The sequence below is a fragment of the Pseudoalteromonas sp. PS1M3 genome (genome assembly GCF_016865405.1).
Lineage (GTDB): Bacteria > Pseudomonadota > Gammaproteobacteria > Enterobacterales > Alteromonadaceae > Pseudoalteromonas > Pseudoalteromonas marina.
Window position 1 is genome coordinate 1,347,721 of the sequence record NZ_AP022624.1, and the last position, 14,167, is coordinate 1,361,887.

At 39.4% G+C, this 14,167-nt stretch carries 13 protein-coding genes; 2 read left to right on the forward strand and 11 right to left on the reverse strand.

Features of this window, described 5'->3' with window-relative positions:
• Positions 1–37 precede the first annotated feature (37 nt).
• From ttcA to ccoN, 11 genes are all read right to left on the reverse strand, one after another.
• Positions 38–949, reverse strand: coding sequence for a tRNA 2-thiocytidine(32) synthetase TtcA (gene ttcA, locus PS1M3_RS06205; protein WP_008126427.1), 912 nt, complete (start codon positions 947–949; stop codon positions 38–40).
• 95 nt (positions 950–1,044) lie between these two features.
• Positions 1,045–1,971, reverse strand: a complete 927-nt coding sequence (gene uspE, locus PS1M3_RS06210; RefSeq protein WP_039037900.1) for a universal stress protein UspE — start codon at positions 1,969–1,971, stop codon at positions 1,045–1,047.
• Between the two features lie 100 nt (positions 1,972–2,071).
• Positions 2,072–2,803, reverse strand: coding sequence for an FNR family transcription factor (locus PS1M3_RS06215; RefSeq protein ID WP_006794303.1), 732 nt, complete (start codon positions 2,801–2,803; stop codon positions 2,072–2,074).
• A gap of 67 nt (positions 2,804–2,870) precedes the next feature.
• The gene (locus tag PS1M3_RS06220; protein WP_203986786.1) at positions 2,871–3,542 is read right to left on the reverse strand and encodes a sulfite exporter TauE/SafE family protein; all 672 of its coding nucleotides are present in this window, start codon (positions 3,540–3,542) and stop codon (positions 2,871–2,873) included.
• Positions 3,535–3,702, reverse strand: coding sequence for a cbb3-type cytochrome oxidase assembly protein CcoS (gene ccoS / locus PS1M3_RS06225; protein ID WP_006794301.1), 168 nt, complete (start codon positions 3,700–3,702; stop codon positions 3,535–3,537). The genes PS1M3_RS06220 and ccoS overlap by 8 nt, the downstream gene beginning before the upstream one ends.
• On the reverse strand, positions 3,699–6,074 hold the full coding sequence (locus PS1M3_RS06230) for a heavy metal translocating P-type ATPase (RefSeq protein ID WP_203986788.1): 2,376 nt from the start codon (positions 6,072–6,074) through the stop codon (positions 3,699–3,701). The genes ccoS and PS1M3_RS06230 overlap by 4 nt, the downstream gene beginning before the upstream one ends.
• An 8-nt stretch (positions 6,075–6,082) precedes the next feature.
• Complete coding sequence (locus PS1M3_RS06235; protein ID WP_006794299.1) at positions 6,083–6,574, reverse strand: FixH family protein; 492 nt, start codon at positions 6,572–6,574, stop codon at positions 6,083–6,085.
• A gap of 149 nt (positions 6,575–6,723) precedes the next feature.
• A complete protein-coding gene (locus tag PS1M3_RS06240; protein WP_008126414.1) occupies positions 6,724–7,758 on the reverse strand; it encodes a c-type cytochrome in 1,035 nt (344 codons plus the stop codon).
• Complete coding sequence (locus PS1M3_RS06245; protein ID WP_006794297.1) at positions 7,755–7,940, reverse strand: CcoQ/FixQ family Cbb3-type cytochrome c oxidase assembly chaperone; 186 nt, start codon at positions 7,938–7,940, stop codon at positions 7,755–7,757. Before PS1M3_RS06245 ends, PS1M3_RS06240 begins: the two co-directional genes overlap by 4 nt.
• A gap of 5 nt (positions 7,941–7,945) precedes the next feature.
• The gene (gene ccoO / locus PS1M3_RS06250; protein ID WP_006794296.1) at positions 7,946–8,620 is read right to left on the reverse strand and encodes a cytochrome-c oxidase, cbb3-type subunit II; all 675 of its coding nucleotides are present in this window, start codon (positions 8,618–8,620) and stop codon (positions 7,946–7,948) included.
• A gap of 12 nt (positions 8,621–8,632) precedes the next feature.
• Complete coding sequence (ccoN, locus tag PS1M3_RS06255) at positions 8,633–10,066, reverse strand: cytochrome-c oxidase, cbb3-type subunit I (RefSeq protein ID WP_006794295.1); 1,434 nt, start codon at positions 10,064–10,066, stop codon at positions 8,633–8,635.
• Positions 10,067–10,403: 337 nt separating this feature from the next.
• Here ccoN and PS1M3_RS06260 point away from each other — a divergent pair, with 337 nt between their 5' ends.
• Both PS1M3_RS06260 and PS1M3_RS06265 read left to right on the forward strand, forming a co-directional pair.
• Positions 10,404–10,829, forward strand: coding sequence for a hypothetical protein (locus PS1M3_RS06260; RefSeq protein WP_203986791.1), 426 nt, complete (start codon positions 10,404–10,406; stop codon positions 10,827–10,829).
• Between the two features lie 784 nt (positions 10,830–11,613).
• The gene (locus tag PS1M3_RS06265; RefSeq protein WP_203986793.1) at positions 11,614–14,058 is read left to right on the forward strand and encodes a TonB-dependent receptor; all 2,445 of its coding nucleotides are present in this window, start codon (positions 11,614–11,616) and stop codon (positions 14,056–14,058) included.
• Positions 14,059–14,167 lie beyond the last annotated feature (109 nt).

Consider the following 14,167-nt stretch of genomic DNA (forward strand, 5'->3'; position numbering starts at 1 on the left):
GGGTTTGCTTTAATGCAAACCCAAAAATACAACTTAGTTAGCTTAAGTTAATTGTTACAACGCCAGCGTTTTCTTCGTCTGTATCGCTGTTGACAGGCACTTTAGGAATATCTGGCTTGTCGAGTGCAATATCGCCGCCATCAATCACTTCACCCGTTTTTAGGTTTTCAAAATCAAATAATTCAGCATCGGCTAAATGAGATGGCACAACATTTTGCATGGCTGTAAAAATACTCTCAATGCGACCCGGATGATCTTTATTCCATTGCGCTAACATGTTTTTTGTATGTTTACGCTGCAAGTTTTCTTGAGAACCACACAAGTTACACGGAATGATAGGATAGCCTTGAGTAAACGCGTATTTGCTAATGTCTGCTTCTTTACAGTAGGCAAGCGGGCGGATAACCATATGCTCGCCGTTGTCGCTCATTAATTTAGCAGGCATACTTTTTAGTTTTCCACCATAAAACATGTTTAAAAACAGTGTTTCAATCATGTCGTCACGGTGATGACCAAGAGCAATTTTAGTTGCACCAAGCTCTTTAGCTGTGCGGTATAAAATACCACGGCGTAAGCGAGAACACAGCGAGCAGGTGGTTTTACCTTCAGGAATTATGTCGGTTACAATACTGTAGGTATCTTCTTCTACAATTTTGTACTCTACATCGAGTTTATCTAGGTACTCTGGCAATACATGTTCAGGGAAGCCGGGCTGCTTTTGGTCTAAATTAACAACTACAAGATCAAATTTAATGGGGGCAACACGTTTAAGGTGCTGCAGCATTTCAAGCATTGTATAGCTATCTTTACCACCAGAGAGGCAAACCATTATACGGTCACCTTCTTCAATCATGTTAAAGTCCATAACCGCTTGGCCAGTTAAACGGCGTAAACGCTTTTGTAACTTATTAAAGTTATATTGAGCTTTGGCTTGAGCTGAGTTAGACACTACGCCCCCTTAGTAAACAATGCAGCAAATTACTTGCTAGAAATAAAGGGGCGTATTATATGTTATTAGCATATCGGGAGCTACAGCAAAATTTATTAATCTTTTGCCAGTGGGCTAACGTAGCCGTCTGGTTTTAGTGCTAATACATCGCAGTCTAGGCTATCTATTACATGCTCTGCAGTATTGCCAACTAGCGCAGCACTTAACCCAGTACGGCCAACAGTTCCAATAACCACTAATTCACTATTCAAACGATTTGCAATATCAGGAATTACATCTTCTGGTAAGCCTTCTTCAATAAAGCATTGCTCAGTAGTTAATGTAAATTCAGTAGCCAGTGCATTAGTTGATTCTATATGGTGTTTTTTAACTGATTCGTTGTAAAGACTTGGATTAAACTCTGGTATTTCAATAGCTATATTAATAGGGGTGGCAGGATATGCATTGACTAAGTTAAGTTTTGCATTAGCAAGCTCACATAAAAATTGCGCGTCTTTAATTATTCGTTTGTTTAACGCTATATGCTGATCATTTTCGCTCACTGCGTTAACAGCAGCTAAAATATTGCCATTTTCAGGCCATGCCATTTCTTTTACAAATAATACTGGAGTAGGGCATTTACGCACCAAATGCCAATCTGTAGGGGTAAATATTACCGATTTTAGTGCGCCATGTTGGTGGGTACTTTTAATGACTAAATCGTAATTTTGATCGATAACTGTTTCAATAATGGCTTCGTAAGGGCGGTTATGCCAAACAACTAATGTTTCAATATTTAAGTTATTGTAAGGTGAAACTAAATCGTTGAGCCAGAGTTCGCGGTCTTTTAAAACGGCTTCGCGCATCGCTTCACGCTCATCGCCTGAAAGCATCGTTGTCATTTCATAAGAGAAGTCATAGACCGTCATGAATGCTGTAATTGTTGCGCCAGATTTTTTTGCCAGTTCGACTGAGCGCGCTAAACCATGTTGATCGTCTTTGGTGGGGTCAATAACCGCGAGAATGCGTTTAATTGTGTTCATGTGCTACTCCATTTATCTAACTGGTGTACTTTTAGTGTAACTCAAATACAAAACAGTTAAAGGCTTAGCACATAAATTGTTGTTCTATATCAATGTATATTTATTTAACAATGGCTGCTGCTTTAGCAAGTGCATCATTATCTAAAATAGTTATAAACTTGCCTTCTACTTTAATTAAATCGGCTTTTTGAAAGCGACTTAATAAACGGCTAATGGTTTCTACTGTAAGGCCTAAGTAATTACCTATTTCACCACGGGTCATAGTAAACCTAAACTCTTTACGCGAAAAACCACGCTCACCAAATCGCTCAGACAAGTTATAAATAAAACTAGCTAGGCGTTCTTCTGCCGATTTTTTGTTAAGCAGTAAAAGCATTTCTTGATCGTAGGTAATTTCACTGCTCATTAAACGCATTATTTGCTGGCGTAGTTTAGGTAATTTACCTGCAAGCTCGTCAAGAGTGTCGAAGGGAATTTCGCAAATCATTGAGGTTTCTAGGGCTTGAGAAAAGCTCTGATGTGCCATTTTACTAATGGCATCAAAACCAACTAAATCGCCTGCTAAATGAAAGCCAGTAATTTGTTCATCACCTTGCTCAGACAAGGTGTATGATTTAAATGAGCCGGAGCGTACAGCATAAATCGCTTTTAATGGTGCACCCGATTCAAATAAATAGTCACCTTTGTGTAATGGTTTTTTTCGCTCAATAATTTCGTCAAGCTTATCCATTTCTTGGCCATTTAACGAAAACGGCAAACACAACTGGCTTATGCTGCAGTTATTACAGCTAATAGCACAATTACCTTTAGCGCGACTTTGAGTGAAATCCATAATTTTATCCGTTTTAGTTTTTATATACAGGGGCAAATAAACCTGAAAAGGTTAATACATATTAACATTAATGTACTAACTTGTCGGTTGCAATAATCAATAAGTAGATACCATACCAAACTATAACACTGCCTAATACTATTCGGGTCCAAGGATGATTTATAATGCTATTGAGTTTTTGCGCAGTGATCCCTACTGTGATCATGGCAGGAAATGTACCTAGTGCAAAACATAGCATAACCATTGCGCCATCAAATGCTGTGGGGCTCGTCATTGCCCAGGTTAGCGCTGAATAAACCAAACCGCACGGAAGCCAGCCCCATAAAGCCCCATAGCCTATGGCTTTTACTGTTGAGTCAACCGGCATTAAATATTTGTTAAGCTTAACAATATGCTGCCAAATAAGTGTTTTACCCACTTTTTCAAGCCATTGAAGTGTAGGTCCTAAGCGCATTATGTAAACGCCTACCAACAGCATAAAAATTGCTGCAATAAATGAAAGCGTTATAGAAAATGATGTGTTTTGTTTAGCAAATTGGCTGCTTATACCCGCAACGAGTGAGCCTGCAAGCATGTAACTTATTGCTCGCCCTATATTATAAGCAAATGAATAGGTAAGTGTTTTACGTTTGTCGCTGGCTAATTGTAAAGAGCTGGCAATTCCTCCACACATTGCTATGCAGTGGCCGCTGCCAATCAAACCCATTAAAAATGCGCTAATGTATAAAGGGTCAATCATTACTTTTGTTATGCTGCTCTTTGTCATCTTCAAACAAAATACTGTGGCCTTGTTTGTTCAAATCAGAAAACTGCTCGCTTCTTACCGCCCAAAAAAATACACCAATGGCAATAAGCACAAACAATATGGCAATGGGGATCAAAATATAAATTATGCTCATAACTTTAATAGCCTTAGTGAATTACAAATCACAATAATTGAGCTGGCAGACATACCAATGACGGCCATCCATGGAGCAACTAACCCAAGTGCTGCAAGCGGTAATATTGAACCATTATATAATAAAGACAATGTTAGGTTTTGTTTAATAATACGCCGAGTCTGTTTAGCTATATTGAGTAAGTGATCAATAGACGCTAAATCGCTATTTAGAAGTACAACATCGGCGCTGTTTTTTGATATATCAGCGCCAGTTTCCATTGCAATAGACAAATGGGCGCTTGCAAATACAGGGCTATCGTTTATGCCATCACCCACCATAGCGACCACCTCATTTTGAGATGAAAATGCCTCTACGGCTGTTTGTTTATCTTGTGGTGAGCAACCAGATTGCACACTGTCTAAGTTTAATTGCTTAGCTACTTTTTTGCCCGCATCTGACGCATCGCCAGTAAGCATGTGGCAAGTTAATTGCTGCCCATGTAACGATTTAATTAAACTTTGAGCATCGTGCTTTACTTTATCTACAAAATAAAAACGTGCCACAACGTGTTTGTTTATATACAAACTGGCTTGTGCGTTTGTTTTTTTACTGTCAAACCAACCACTTTTGCCCATAGCGTAGTGGGTGGTTTCATCTTGTGCACTAATCCCTAAACCTGCGTGCACTTCAATGTTATGAAGACTATGCTTTGCTGGAGTGTAGCCGTCAAATGCACTTGCAATCGGGTGCTCAGAAAAGCGCTCCAACATTGCTGCAATAGCCATTACATCATCTTTTGAGTAGCTGTTGTCGATAATATCTACTTCATCAAGGCTAAATTTACCTTGTGTGAGTGTGCCTGTTTTATCAAACGCAAATAAGGTTAGTTTTGAAAGGGTTTCAAGTACATGGGCTTGTTTTATTAAAATCCCCTTTTTGGTTAGGCTGGCAATTGCACAAGTTAGGGCTGTCGGTATTGCTAGGCTTAAAGCGCAAGGGCAGGTTGCAACTAATACTGAAATAGTAATCCAAAAAGCGTGCTCGGGATCAATTTGATACCAACCAATGGCGGTCAACGAGGCAAATACCAATAAGCAAGCTACAAACCCTTGTGCTACTTTATCAGTTATTTCGACCAGCTTAGGCCGCTTTGTAAGCGCATTGTGTTGCAGACGAATAATTTGATTTAAAAGGGTGTTTTGGCCTATTTTATTTATTTTAATTTCAATAACACCATCGTGGTTTACACAGCCGGCATACACATTATGACCTATGAACTTGTTGACCGGTTGGTGTTCGCCGGTCATCATTGATTCATCAACCGTAGTTTTACCTTTAATGAGTTCGCCGTCGGCGGGAATGGTTTCACCTGCTTTAATAAGCACAACATCATTAAGTTTAAGCTTTTTAGCCGCAATAATGAGTTCTTCACCACTATCTGTAAGCGTGCGAGCTGTTAGAGGTAATAGCTTTTGAAGGTTTGCTGTGTATTCACTCGCTTTTAAACGCGCTCTAAATTCTAAATATTTACCTAATAATAATAAAAAGGTAAACATGCAAATAGATTCAAAATATACCTCACCAACTTGCATAACGGTTGCATAACAACTGGCTCCGTAGGCGCCAAAAATTGCTAAAGACACAGGTAAATCCATATTTAGCTGTTTAGCTTTTAAGCCGTTAATTGCGTTGGTTAAGAAGGGCAGCGCACTATACAAAATAACAGGAGAAGCTAATACAAGGCTTATCCATCTAAAGTACTGTTCAAAATTACTATCCATACCTGAAAACATGCCAAAATACATGGCAAATGCAAACATCATTACTTGCATGGTCATTAGGCCTGCCACACCCAAGCGGCGAATATACGCTTTTGCAGTTTGTTGTTTTTGTTGTGCTTCGGTATCGGCCTGAAATGGATATGCTTTGTAGCCTATTTTAGCTAAGGCGGTAATAACATCACTCAGTGGAGTCGCTGTTTTGTCCCATTGGATCATTGCACGGTTAGTTGAGGTATTTACATCTACCCGTTTAACAGTGTTTAAACTCAATAATTGCTTTTCTATAAGCCACGCACATGCGGCGCAAGTAATGCCTTCAACACTCAGTAATACCTCTGAAATATTGTTGCTTGTGGCTATAAATTCATCTTGAATATCTTCGTTGTCGTAACTTTTAATAAATGCCAATTGCTCAGGAACAAGTTGCTCTACTTTACCCGCACTGACTGTGCGGTATTTGTAGTAATCAGTCATTCCTTGCTCAACAATATTTTGCGCTACGGCCTGGCAGCCAATGCAACACATTGGCTGAGGGGTATCGTCTATTGTTACTGTGGCGCTAAATCCCTTTGGCACACTTTCAAGGCAATGAAAGCAAGAATTAGACATAATAATAACTACTTATAGTTAGGCGTAACTAAAACGGTTTCAACCGTAGGTAGGGTAATGTTTTCTTTTAGTTTCCATGTTTTATCGATAGGTTCAACAAAAATGGAATAGGCACCTTCAGTGTAATTTTCAAGAAGTGCGGTGAATTCTTTGTTTGCATTCGCTGTAAGTGTCGCTTCAAAGTCGTGTGCTTTGATTGTACGGTGGTAAAACGACACTTTTAAAGCAGATACATTACTGCTATCGCCTTTGGTAAATTTAAAACTCACTCGGTCGTTAGTTACGGCTAATTCACCATGTAAGTAAAGTGCTTTTGCTTTCTCAAACTTACTGAGCTCTAAATTAATTGCTTTACCTTTTTTATAGTAATCATCAACGACCATATCTGGGCCATTGCCAATTGCCGTTATTAGTAAAGTAATACAGCCAACAATAGCTGCTAGCGGGAAAAAAATTAAAAACCAAGGCCAAAAGTTTTTATACCACGGAGTAGGTTGCATAGTGACTCTAATATTAGTTTCGAAGAGGTTATTTTATAGTAATTGTACGTAAAAGACTAAAAAAAAGCCTCCAAGTGGAGGCTTTTTTGATCTGGATTAATCTATTGAATTTAATAAATTAATTTATAAACATTCTATTAACAGCGTACTTATTTATCTTGCGATAAGTTGTAAACGTACGCAGTTAAAAGGTGGATTTTATCTTCACCTAAAATGTCTTTCCACGCTGGCATTACACCGGCACGGCCGTTAAGCAGAGTTTCTTCAACGGCACGTTGAGAACCACCGTATAACCAAATGTTATCCGTCAGGTTAGGCGCGCCAAACGGTAGGTTGTGAGCAACCGACCCTTTACCGTCTGCACCGTGACATGCTGCACACATTGCAAATTTAGCTGCACCAGCGGCTGCATCTTTTTGGTTAACTGTACGACCAGAAAGGCTTAGCACGTGTGCTGTCATTTCTTTTATACCTTGCTCACCTAATGCTGCACCCCAAGGAGGCATAGCTGCAACACGACCAATCAGAAGAGTTTCTCTAATTTTGTCTGGTGTGCCACCGTATAACCAATCTTTATCAGTTAGGTTAGGGAAGCCAATACCACCACGCGCGTCAGACCCGTGACATTGTGCACAGTTTTGAGAGAATAAACGCTGACCAATTTCTAGTGCTAATTGACCATCTGTTTGCTCATGCTCTGTGCCATTTTCAAGAGCTAGCTGCTGCGCTGCATCACCATCAATTTTAGATTGAACTAAATCTAAAACAGGTACTTTTGCAAGTCGGTTAAAAATAGGACCAAAACGCTCTTCTGCTGCTTCATACTCTTTATCAAGTTTTACAAAACGGCCTTCTTCAGCTGCTAACTTAACGGCTTCTTTCGATTCCGCTAAAGAGGTAATACCCTGATTAGAGCTTGTCCATTTACCTAACCCTTCCCAGTTACCTAAACCTGGGTATGCTGCTAGGTAATAAACAGACCAAATAAACGTTGCGAAGAACATGTAAGTCCACCACTTAGGTAGCGGATTGTTCAGTTCGGTAATACCGTCATACTCATGCCCACAATCTTCACCTTCTTCAACACCAGCGTAGTTTTTTAAATTCCACACTAATAGGCCAAAGATAATAAGTAAGCATGCTAGGGTTAAAACAATAACCCAAATACTCCAAAAGCTAGTCATTTTTCAGACTCCTTTTCCTCGTTAGAGAGTGTGTTGTTATGTTTTTTTTCATCTTCAAAAATGGCATTAGCAGCGTCGTCAAAACGATTTTTGGTACGCTTGCTGTATGCCCATACAACAATCACAATAAACAATACTAAAATTACCAGAGTTAAAATGCCTCTGTATGTTCCGTAATCCATAATAATTACTTCAAGTGCGTGCCAAGCTGTTGCAAATAAGCGATAAGGGCTTGCATTTCTGTTGCACCTTTACCGTCATTCATTGCATCAACTTTGGCAACGTCAGCTATTAGTTCTTCATCGCTACCGTAACCTAACCCCGGATGTTTTGGGTTTTCTGGGTTAATAGCGAATGTATCACGGAAAATTTGTAGTTTTTTCAGAGTTAAGCTGGTATCAACAGTGTTCTCTGCTAACCAAGGGAAACCTGGCATATTAGACTCAGGAACCACATCACGCGGGTTCACTAAGTGAGCATAATGCCAATCGTCCGAGTAACGTTTACCAACACGTGCAAGGTCAGGTCCAGTACGTTTAGAACCCCATTGGAAAGGGTGATCCCATACTGACTCGCCTGCTACAGAGTAGTGGCCGTAACGTTCAACTTCGTCACGAAAAGGACGGATCATTTGTGAATGACAGTTATAACAACCTTCACGCACGTAAATATCGCGGCCTTCCATTTCTAACGCATTTAGAGGACGTAAGCCATCTACTGGTTTTGTTGTGTCGTCTTGGAACATAAGTGGAGTAATTTCAACTAATGCACCAAAGCTGATAGCAAAAACAGTCAGTATGGCCATAAGACCAACGTTTTTTTCTACTATTTCATGTTTGTTTTGTGAATTTTTATTGCTCATCATCTCACTCCGTTATGCTAATTGTGCTTGCGCGTCTAACTTCAGTGATTCTTTTTCAGCTGAAATTGTACGGAAAACGTTATAAGCCATAACTAACATACCTGTTACGATGAATACACCGCCAACAAAACGCATTATGTAGAAAGGATGTGATGCTTCTAAAGACTGAACAAAGCTATACATTAATGTACCGTCAGCATTTACTGCACGCCACATAAGACCTTGCATTACACCTGAAATCCACATTGCAACAATGTATAAAACAACACCAACAGTGTGTAACCAGAAGTGTGTGTTAACAAGCTTAATGCTGTACATACGACCTTGTGCAAATAGTGCAGGGATAAGGTGATAAATAGCACCAATAGAAATCATAGCTACCCAACCAAGTGCACCTGAGTGAACGTGGCCTACAGTCCAATCTGTGTAATGGGATAACGCGTTCACAGATTTAATTGCCATCATTGGGCCTTCAAACGTAGACATACCGTAGAAAGATAATGATACAACTAAGAAACGAAGTACTGGGTCAGTACGCAGTTTATGCCACGCACCCGATAAGGTCATTATACCGTTAATCATACCGCCCCAAGATGGAACGAATAAGATAATAGACATAACCATACCTAAACTTTGCGTCCAATCTGGAAGTGCAGTGTAGTGAAGGTGATGAGGACCAGCCCAAATGTATAGAGATACAAGCGCCCAAAAGTGAACGACCGATAAACGGTAAGAGTATACAGGGCGACCTGCTTGTTTAGGTACAAAGTAGTACATCATACCTAAGAAACCAGCGGTTAATAAGAAACCTACAGCGTTATGGCCGTACCACCATTGAACCATCGCATCTACTGCACCTGCGTAGATAGAGTATGATTTAGTTAACGATACAGGCACTGCCATGCTGTTCACAATGTGCAATACTGCAACAGTGATGATAAAGCCAGCATAGAACCAGTTAGCAACATAGATATGCGATACTTTACGTTTAATTAAAGTACCAAAAAATACAACTGCATAAATGATCCAAACAACAGCGATTAGAATATCGATTGGCCATTCTAGTTCAGCGTATTCTTTAGAGCTTGTAATACCTAATGGTAAAGTAATTACTGCTAATACGATAACTAGCTGCCAGCCCCAAAATGAAATTGCGGCAAGTTTGTCTGAGAAAAGGCGCGTTTGACAAGTACGTTGCACGACGTAATAAGACGTCGCAAAAAGTGCACTTGTACCAAATGCGAAAATTACTGCGTTCGTGTGTAACGGACGTAGTCGAGAGTAAGTTAACCATGGTGTATCAAAGTTAAGTGCTGGCCAAGCTAATTGGGCAGCAATCAGAACCCCAATACTCATGCCAACGATGCCCCAAATCACTGTCATAATAGCGAATTGGCGTACAACTTTATAGTTATACTCAGTTTGTGATGCTACTGTTTGGCTCATTTTCTGGCTTCCGCTGCAATAAATGCGTTTAGAAATGAATTACCCACTTAAAAAGTGGGGCCTACTATTACTTCACAAGCATGTTACCTAAAACGTTCAAAGCATGAATGCTTCAGAAAACAAACTCGAGAAACCCTAATTTTTGCGAGGGAAATAATAAATTTTTTGGCCTAAAAAAGATAGGTCAATTACGTAATATTATGACATCAATCAAACTTTGTGGCTTTGTTGTCTATTTTTTGATTAGCTGAGTGCCTAAATTTGATTATTTAGTGGGCCATGCTTGTCAATTATGAGCTTGATTATTAGTATCTGCTTTTATTCGGAGCGAATTTTTATGAAAGCAACCCAATTATGTTATGTGTTTTTGCTAATTTTATTGTTGACCGCCTGTGATTTTGATAATCAAAAAGACGCAAGCATACTTGAAAATTCAAACTGCGAACCTAACCAAGAATGTACCTTCCCAAATAAAGTGAAAGTGTGGCTCAGTGATCAATCTCTATCACCTGAAACACCTTTTACAATTTTCAGCAAATTACCCAACAATACAAAAATCAGCCAAGCAAAATTAAAAGGCATAACTATGTACATGGGATTTATCCCGCAGCAGTTTGTACAGCAAGGAGATTTGTGGCAAAGCGAAACCATGGTTGGCATTTGCTCAGAGAACAATATGCTTTGGACTCTTGAATTAACTGTTATAAATACAATCACTTCAACCGAAGATACCCTTAACTATTACTTTTATGTTACTTACTAACGAGCTTTAATAATATTACGAATTAACCAGTTAACCGATCACGTTTTATCCCAAATTTGTTGTTTACCTAAGCTTATAAACTTTTCTTTTTGATAGGCTCAAACTTGGACCGGTAATACCAATGCGCAGCAAAACGTAATTAATTTAATTCACTAACCCTTTAGTCATTAGTGCTAAAATTTCAAAAAATACATCTAAAACTAATTTTTTAATTAGTCCTGTCAAAAGTGCGTAGTCACAAAGTTAAGCTTTCGCAAATGCCGGATTTGTTCCAGCCAACTAATTTGATTTATAACCATAGTTAATATCAACATCTCACATTATTCATATAGTGTAGACCAAATTTTGAGCAGTTATACCCACGCAAAATAAGCGAACTTATTATTCACTATGAACCAAAAGCTTTTCTTATGAGTTAGCAACGTTCAGGTGCTTTTACCTTTTTAATAATGGGGTGTGATTAAGTTGTTAATACCTGAATTATTGCTAAACAACAGGTGTAATTACATTTGATTACAAAGTAGAGGTGTTTGATTTCATCTGTACTTTAATTGTATAAAAATTATTTTAACTTATTAATTTTAAATTGTATTTTTATATTAACAATGAAACAAGTAGTAACCTTTGTACCTTTTTTAGGTTGGTCTTTTTTGTCTTTGTCAAAAACCACTCAAGCGTTAAGTTTTCGTTCAGTTAAGTGCGCTTAAGTTGCCTGCCGACTCATTCTTCTTATAACAAATGAGCATTACCAATCTTGGTAAATTCCAACAAGTAGGATTCTTTCATGACTAAATCGACTCTTGGTCTAGCTGTAATAGCAGCCATCCCAATGTTTTCAAGTGTACATGTACTAGCAGCAGACGAAGCTGCAAATTCAATCGAAAAAATTCAGGTCACGGGTTCACGTATCAACCGTACTGATATGGAAACAGCCAGTCCAATTACCGTTATTGGCGATGACTTTATTGCAAAAAGTGGTTTCACTTCTGTTGCCGATATTCTCTCAACTCAGCCATCTGCTGCGGGTATAAGCCTTGGTGCTTCAAGTAATAATGGTTCAGGTGGTTCTGCAACTGTTAACTTACGTGGCATGGGGTCACAACGTACCCTAGTGTTATTAAATGGTCGTCGTATGGTTTCTTCTGGTACCGGTGCAGACTCTTCAGTTGATTTAAATACCATTCCTGTTGCAATGATCAAATCAATTGAAATCTTAAAGGATGGTGCATCAGCGGTGTATGGATCTGATGCAATTGCTGGTGTTGTTAACATTATCACTAAAAAAGATTTTGAAGGTACTGAGCTTAATGTTGAAGGAAGTCGCACAACTAAGGGTGATGGTAACAACTACGGTACTAGCTTATTACACGGCATGCAGGTTGCCGATGGTAACTTAGTTGTTGGTGCACAGTTTTCAAGCCGTGGCGAGGTGATTCAATCAGATCGTAGCTTTGTGCCTGCAGGGCAGTCTTCGTTTATTCCACAAGGTACGCTAGGCGGTAAAACATACAAAGGTAATGGTGAGTTTGCAGATAGAACAACGTCGTACGACTTTACTACATCGAGTTATGCACAAACACCAAACGATCTGTACAGTTTATTTACAAGCTTTGATAAAGAGCTAGACGCTGATACCACATTCAATGTTGACCTTATGTATACACGCCGTGATTCATCACAGCAATTGGCACCTCAACCAGCCAGTGTAGATTTACTGACAGCAAACCTTGATAACGAATACACAAATGCGTTTATTGTCGACGGTGAGCTTGCCGATTCGCTAGAGTATCGCAGAAGAATGGTTGATGCTGGCCCGCGAATATACGAGCAAACAACAGACACATACCGTGCATCAGTGGCATTACAAGGTGTCTTAGATAACGATGCAAGCTGGGATGTAAGTGCTACATACGGCAGAAACGATTCTAAAGATAAAGTACAAAACTCTATTAATGCAAGCCAAGTAGAGCAAAGTATTTACGCAAACCAAGCAATTTGGTTTAGTGGTGATGCACTTAGCCGCGACTTTTTAACTGCTAACGATTCTATTTACACTGAAAGCAATGAAGGTGGAAATGAGCAGTTTATCTTATCTGCAGGTTACAGCGCACTAACCGATAACGATATTGGTTACGCAATAGGTATAGAGAACCGTTTTGAAAGTGGTTTTTACACACCCGATTTAATTACACAATTGGGCCAAAGTACAGCAGCACAGCAAGACCCTACTGAAGGTGACTATTCGGTACAGTCTATCTACTTTGAAACATCGATGCCGGTATTAGAAGTCGTGACACTTGAAGGGGCTGCACGTTACGACAATTACTCTACCTTTGGTGGTGAAACAACGTGGAAACTGGGTGCTACATGGGATGTAACAGATTCATTTATGGTTCGTTCTGTACTAGCCACCGGCTTTAGAGCGCCAAACGTTGCTGAGCTATTTGGTGGCAACTCGGGCTCTTACGATTACCTAGCCGATCCATGGGGCAACGAGCAAGACGCACAAATTTTGGTAAATTACACCAGTGATGCAGACTTACAAGCAGAAGAAAGCCGTTCGTTTACATTTGGTATGGTATGGGAAGTAGTTGACGGTTTATCTACAACACTTGACTACTGGAAGTTTGACATCACAAACGCCATCACGCGTTTAGATGTACAAAACGAAATGAACAACTGTTTTGCGGGCGACACGCAGTCGTGTGATTCGGTAAATATTACCCCAGCGGGTGATTTATCAAACTTAAGCTCTGCATTAACCAATGTTGGCTCTCAAAAAACGTCAGGTATTGATTGGAACATTGGTTACACCGCCGATAACTACCGTATTAACTTAGATACAACCTACTTGGTTGAATTTGAGCAAGATGATATTGATTACACGGGGACTATTGACGGTAACATTGGTGGCTACTCTAAAATCAAATCTAACTTATCTGTAAACTACGATTTGTCTGATGCGTTTAGCGTGCTTTATAACGCACGCTTTATTCGTGGCATGAGTGGCGACTACTACGGCGAGTCGTTCAGCACAGACAATATTATTTACCATGATATTTCAATGACGTACAACCTAAATGAGTCACTAAAAGTGACAGGTGGTATGAATAATATTTTTGATAAAGAGCCAGAAGAAGTACTAGGCGGAAATGACATGGGCACCGTACCTGAGATTTACGACGTAATTGGTTCACGAGTATTCGCAAGTATTAACTATAAGTTTTAACTGCAAACAAATATTTTAAACAGGGTTTAAGTTACATATTTAAACGAGTAAGGCTCCGTGTTTACGGGGCCTTTTTTATTGAACAAATTACTGGAGGCAAGTAAACTAA

What these genes read in the sequence shown, in the direction of transcription:
- uspE (WP_039037900.1), bottom strand. Translation starts at nt 1,971, where the DNA reads ATGAACACAATTAAACGCATTCTCGCGGTTATTGACCCCACCAAAGAC.
- PS1M3_RS06215 (WP_006794303.1), bottom strand. Translation starts at nt 2,803, where the DNA reads ATGGATTTCACTCAAAGTCGCGCTAAAGGTAATTGTGCTATTAGCTGT.
- PS1M3_RS06220 (WP_203986786.1), bottom strand. Translation starts at nt 3,542, where the DNA reads ATGATTGACCCTTTATACATTAGCGCATTTTTAATGGGTTTGATTGGC.
- ccoS (WP_006794301.1), bottom strand. Translation starts at nt 3,702, where the DNA reads ATGAGCATAATTTATATTTTGATCCCCATTGCCATATTGTTTGTGCTT.
- PS1M3_RS06230 (WP_203986788.1), bottom strand. Translation starts at nt 6,074, where the DNA reads ATGTCTAATTCTTGCTTTCATTGCCTTGAAAGTGTGCCAAAGGGATTT.
- PS1M3_RS06235 (WP_006794299.1), bottom strand. Translation starts at nt 6,574, where the DNA reads ATGCAACCTACTCCGTGGTATAAAAACTTTTGGCCTTGGTTTTTAATT.
- PS1M3_RS06240 (WP_008126414.1), bottom strand. Translation starts at nt 7,758, where the DNA reads ATGACTAGCTTTTGGAGTATTTGGGTTATTGTTTTAACCCTAGCATGC.
- PS1M3_RS06245 (WP_006794297.1), bottom strand. Translation starts at nt 7,940, where the DNA reads ATGGATTACGGAACATACAGAGGCATTTTAACTCTGGTAATTTTAGTA.
- ccoO (WP_006794296.1), bottom strand. Translation starts at nt 8,620, where the DNA reads ATGAGCAATAAAAATTCACAAAACAAACATGAAATAGTAGAAAAAAAC.
- ccoN (WP_006794295.1), bottom strand. Translation starts at nt 10,066, where the DNA reads ATGAGCCAAACAGTAGCATCACAAACTGAGTATAACTATAAAGTTGTA.
- PS1M3_RS06260 (WP_203986791.1), top strand. Translation starts at nt 10,404, where the DNA reads ATGAAAGCAACCCAATTATGTTATGTGTTTTTGCTAATTTTATTGTTG.
- PS1M3_RS06265 (WP_203986793.1), top strand. Translation starts at nt 11,614, where the DNA reads ATGACTAAATCGACTCTTGGTCTAGCTGTAATAGCAGCCATCCCAATG.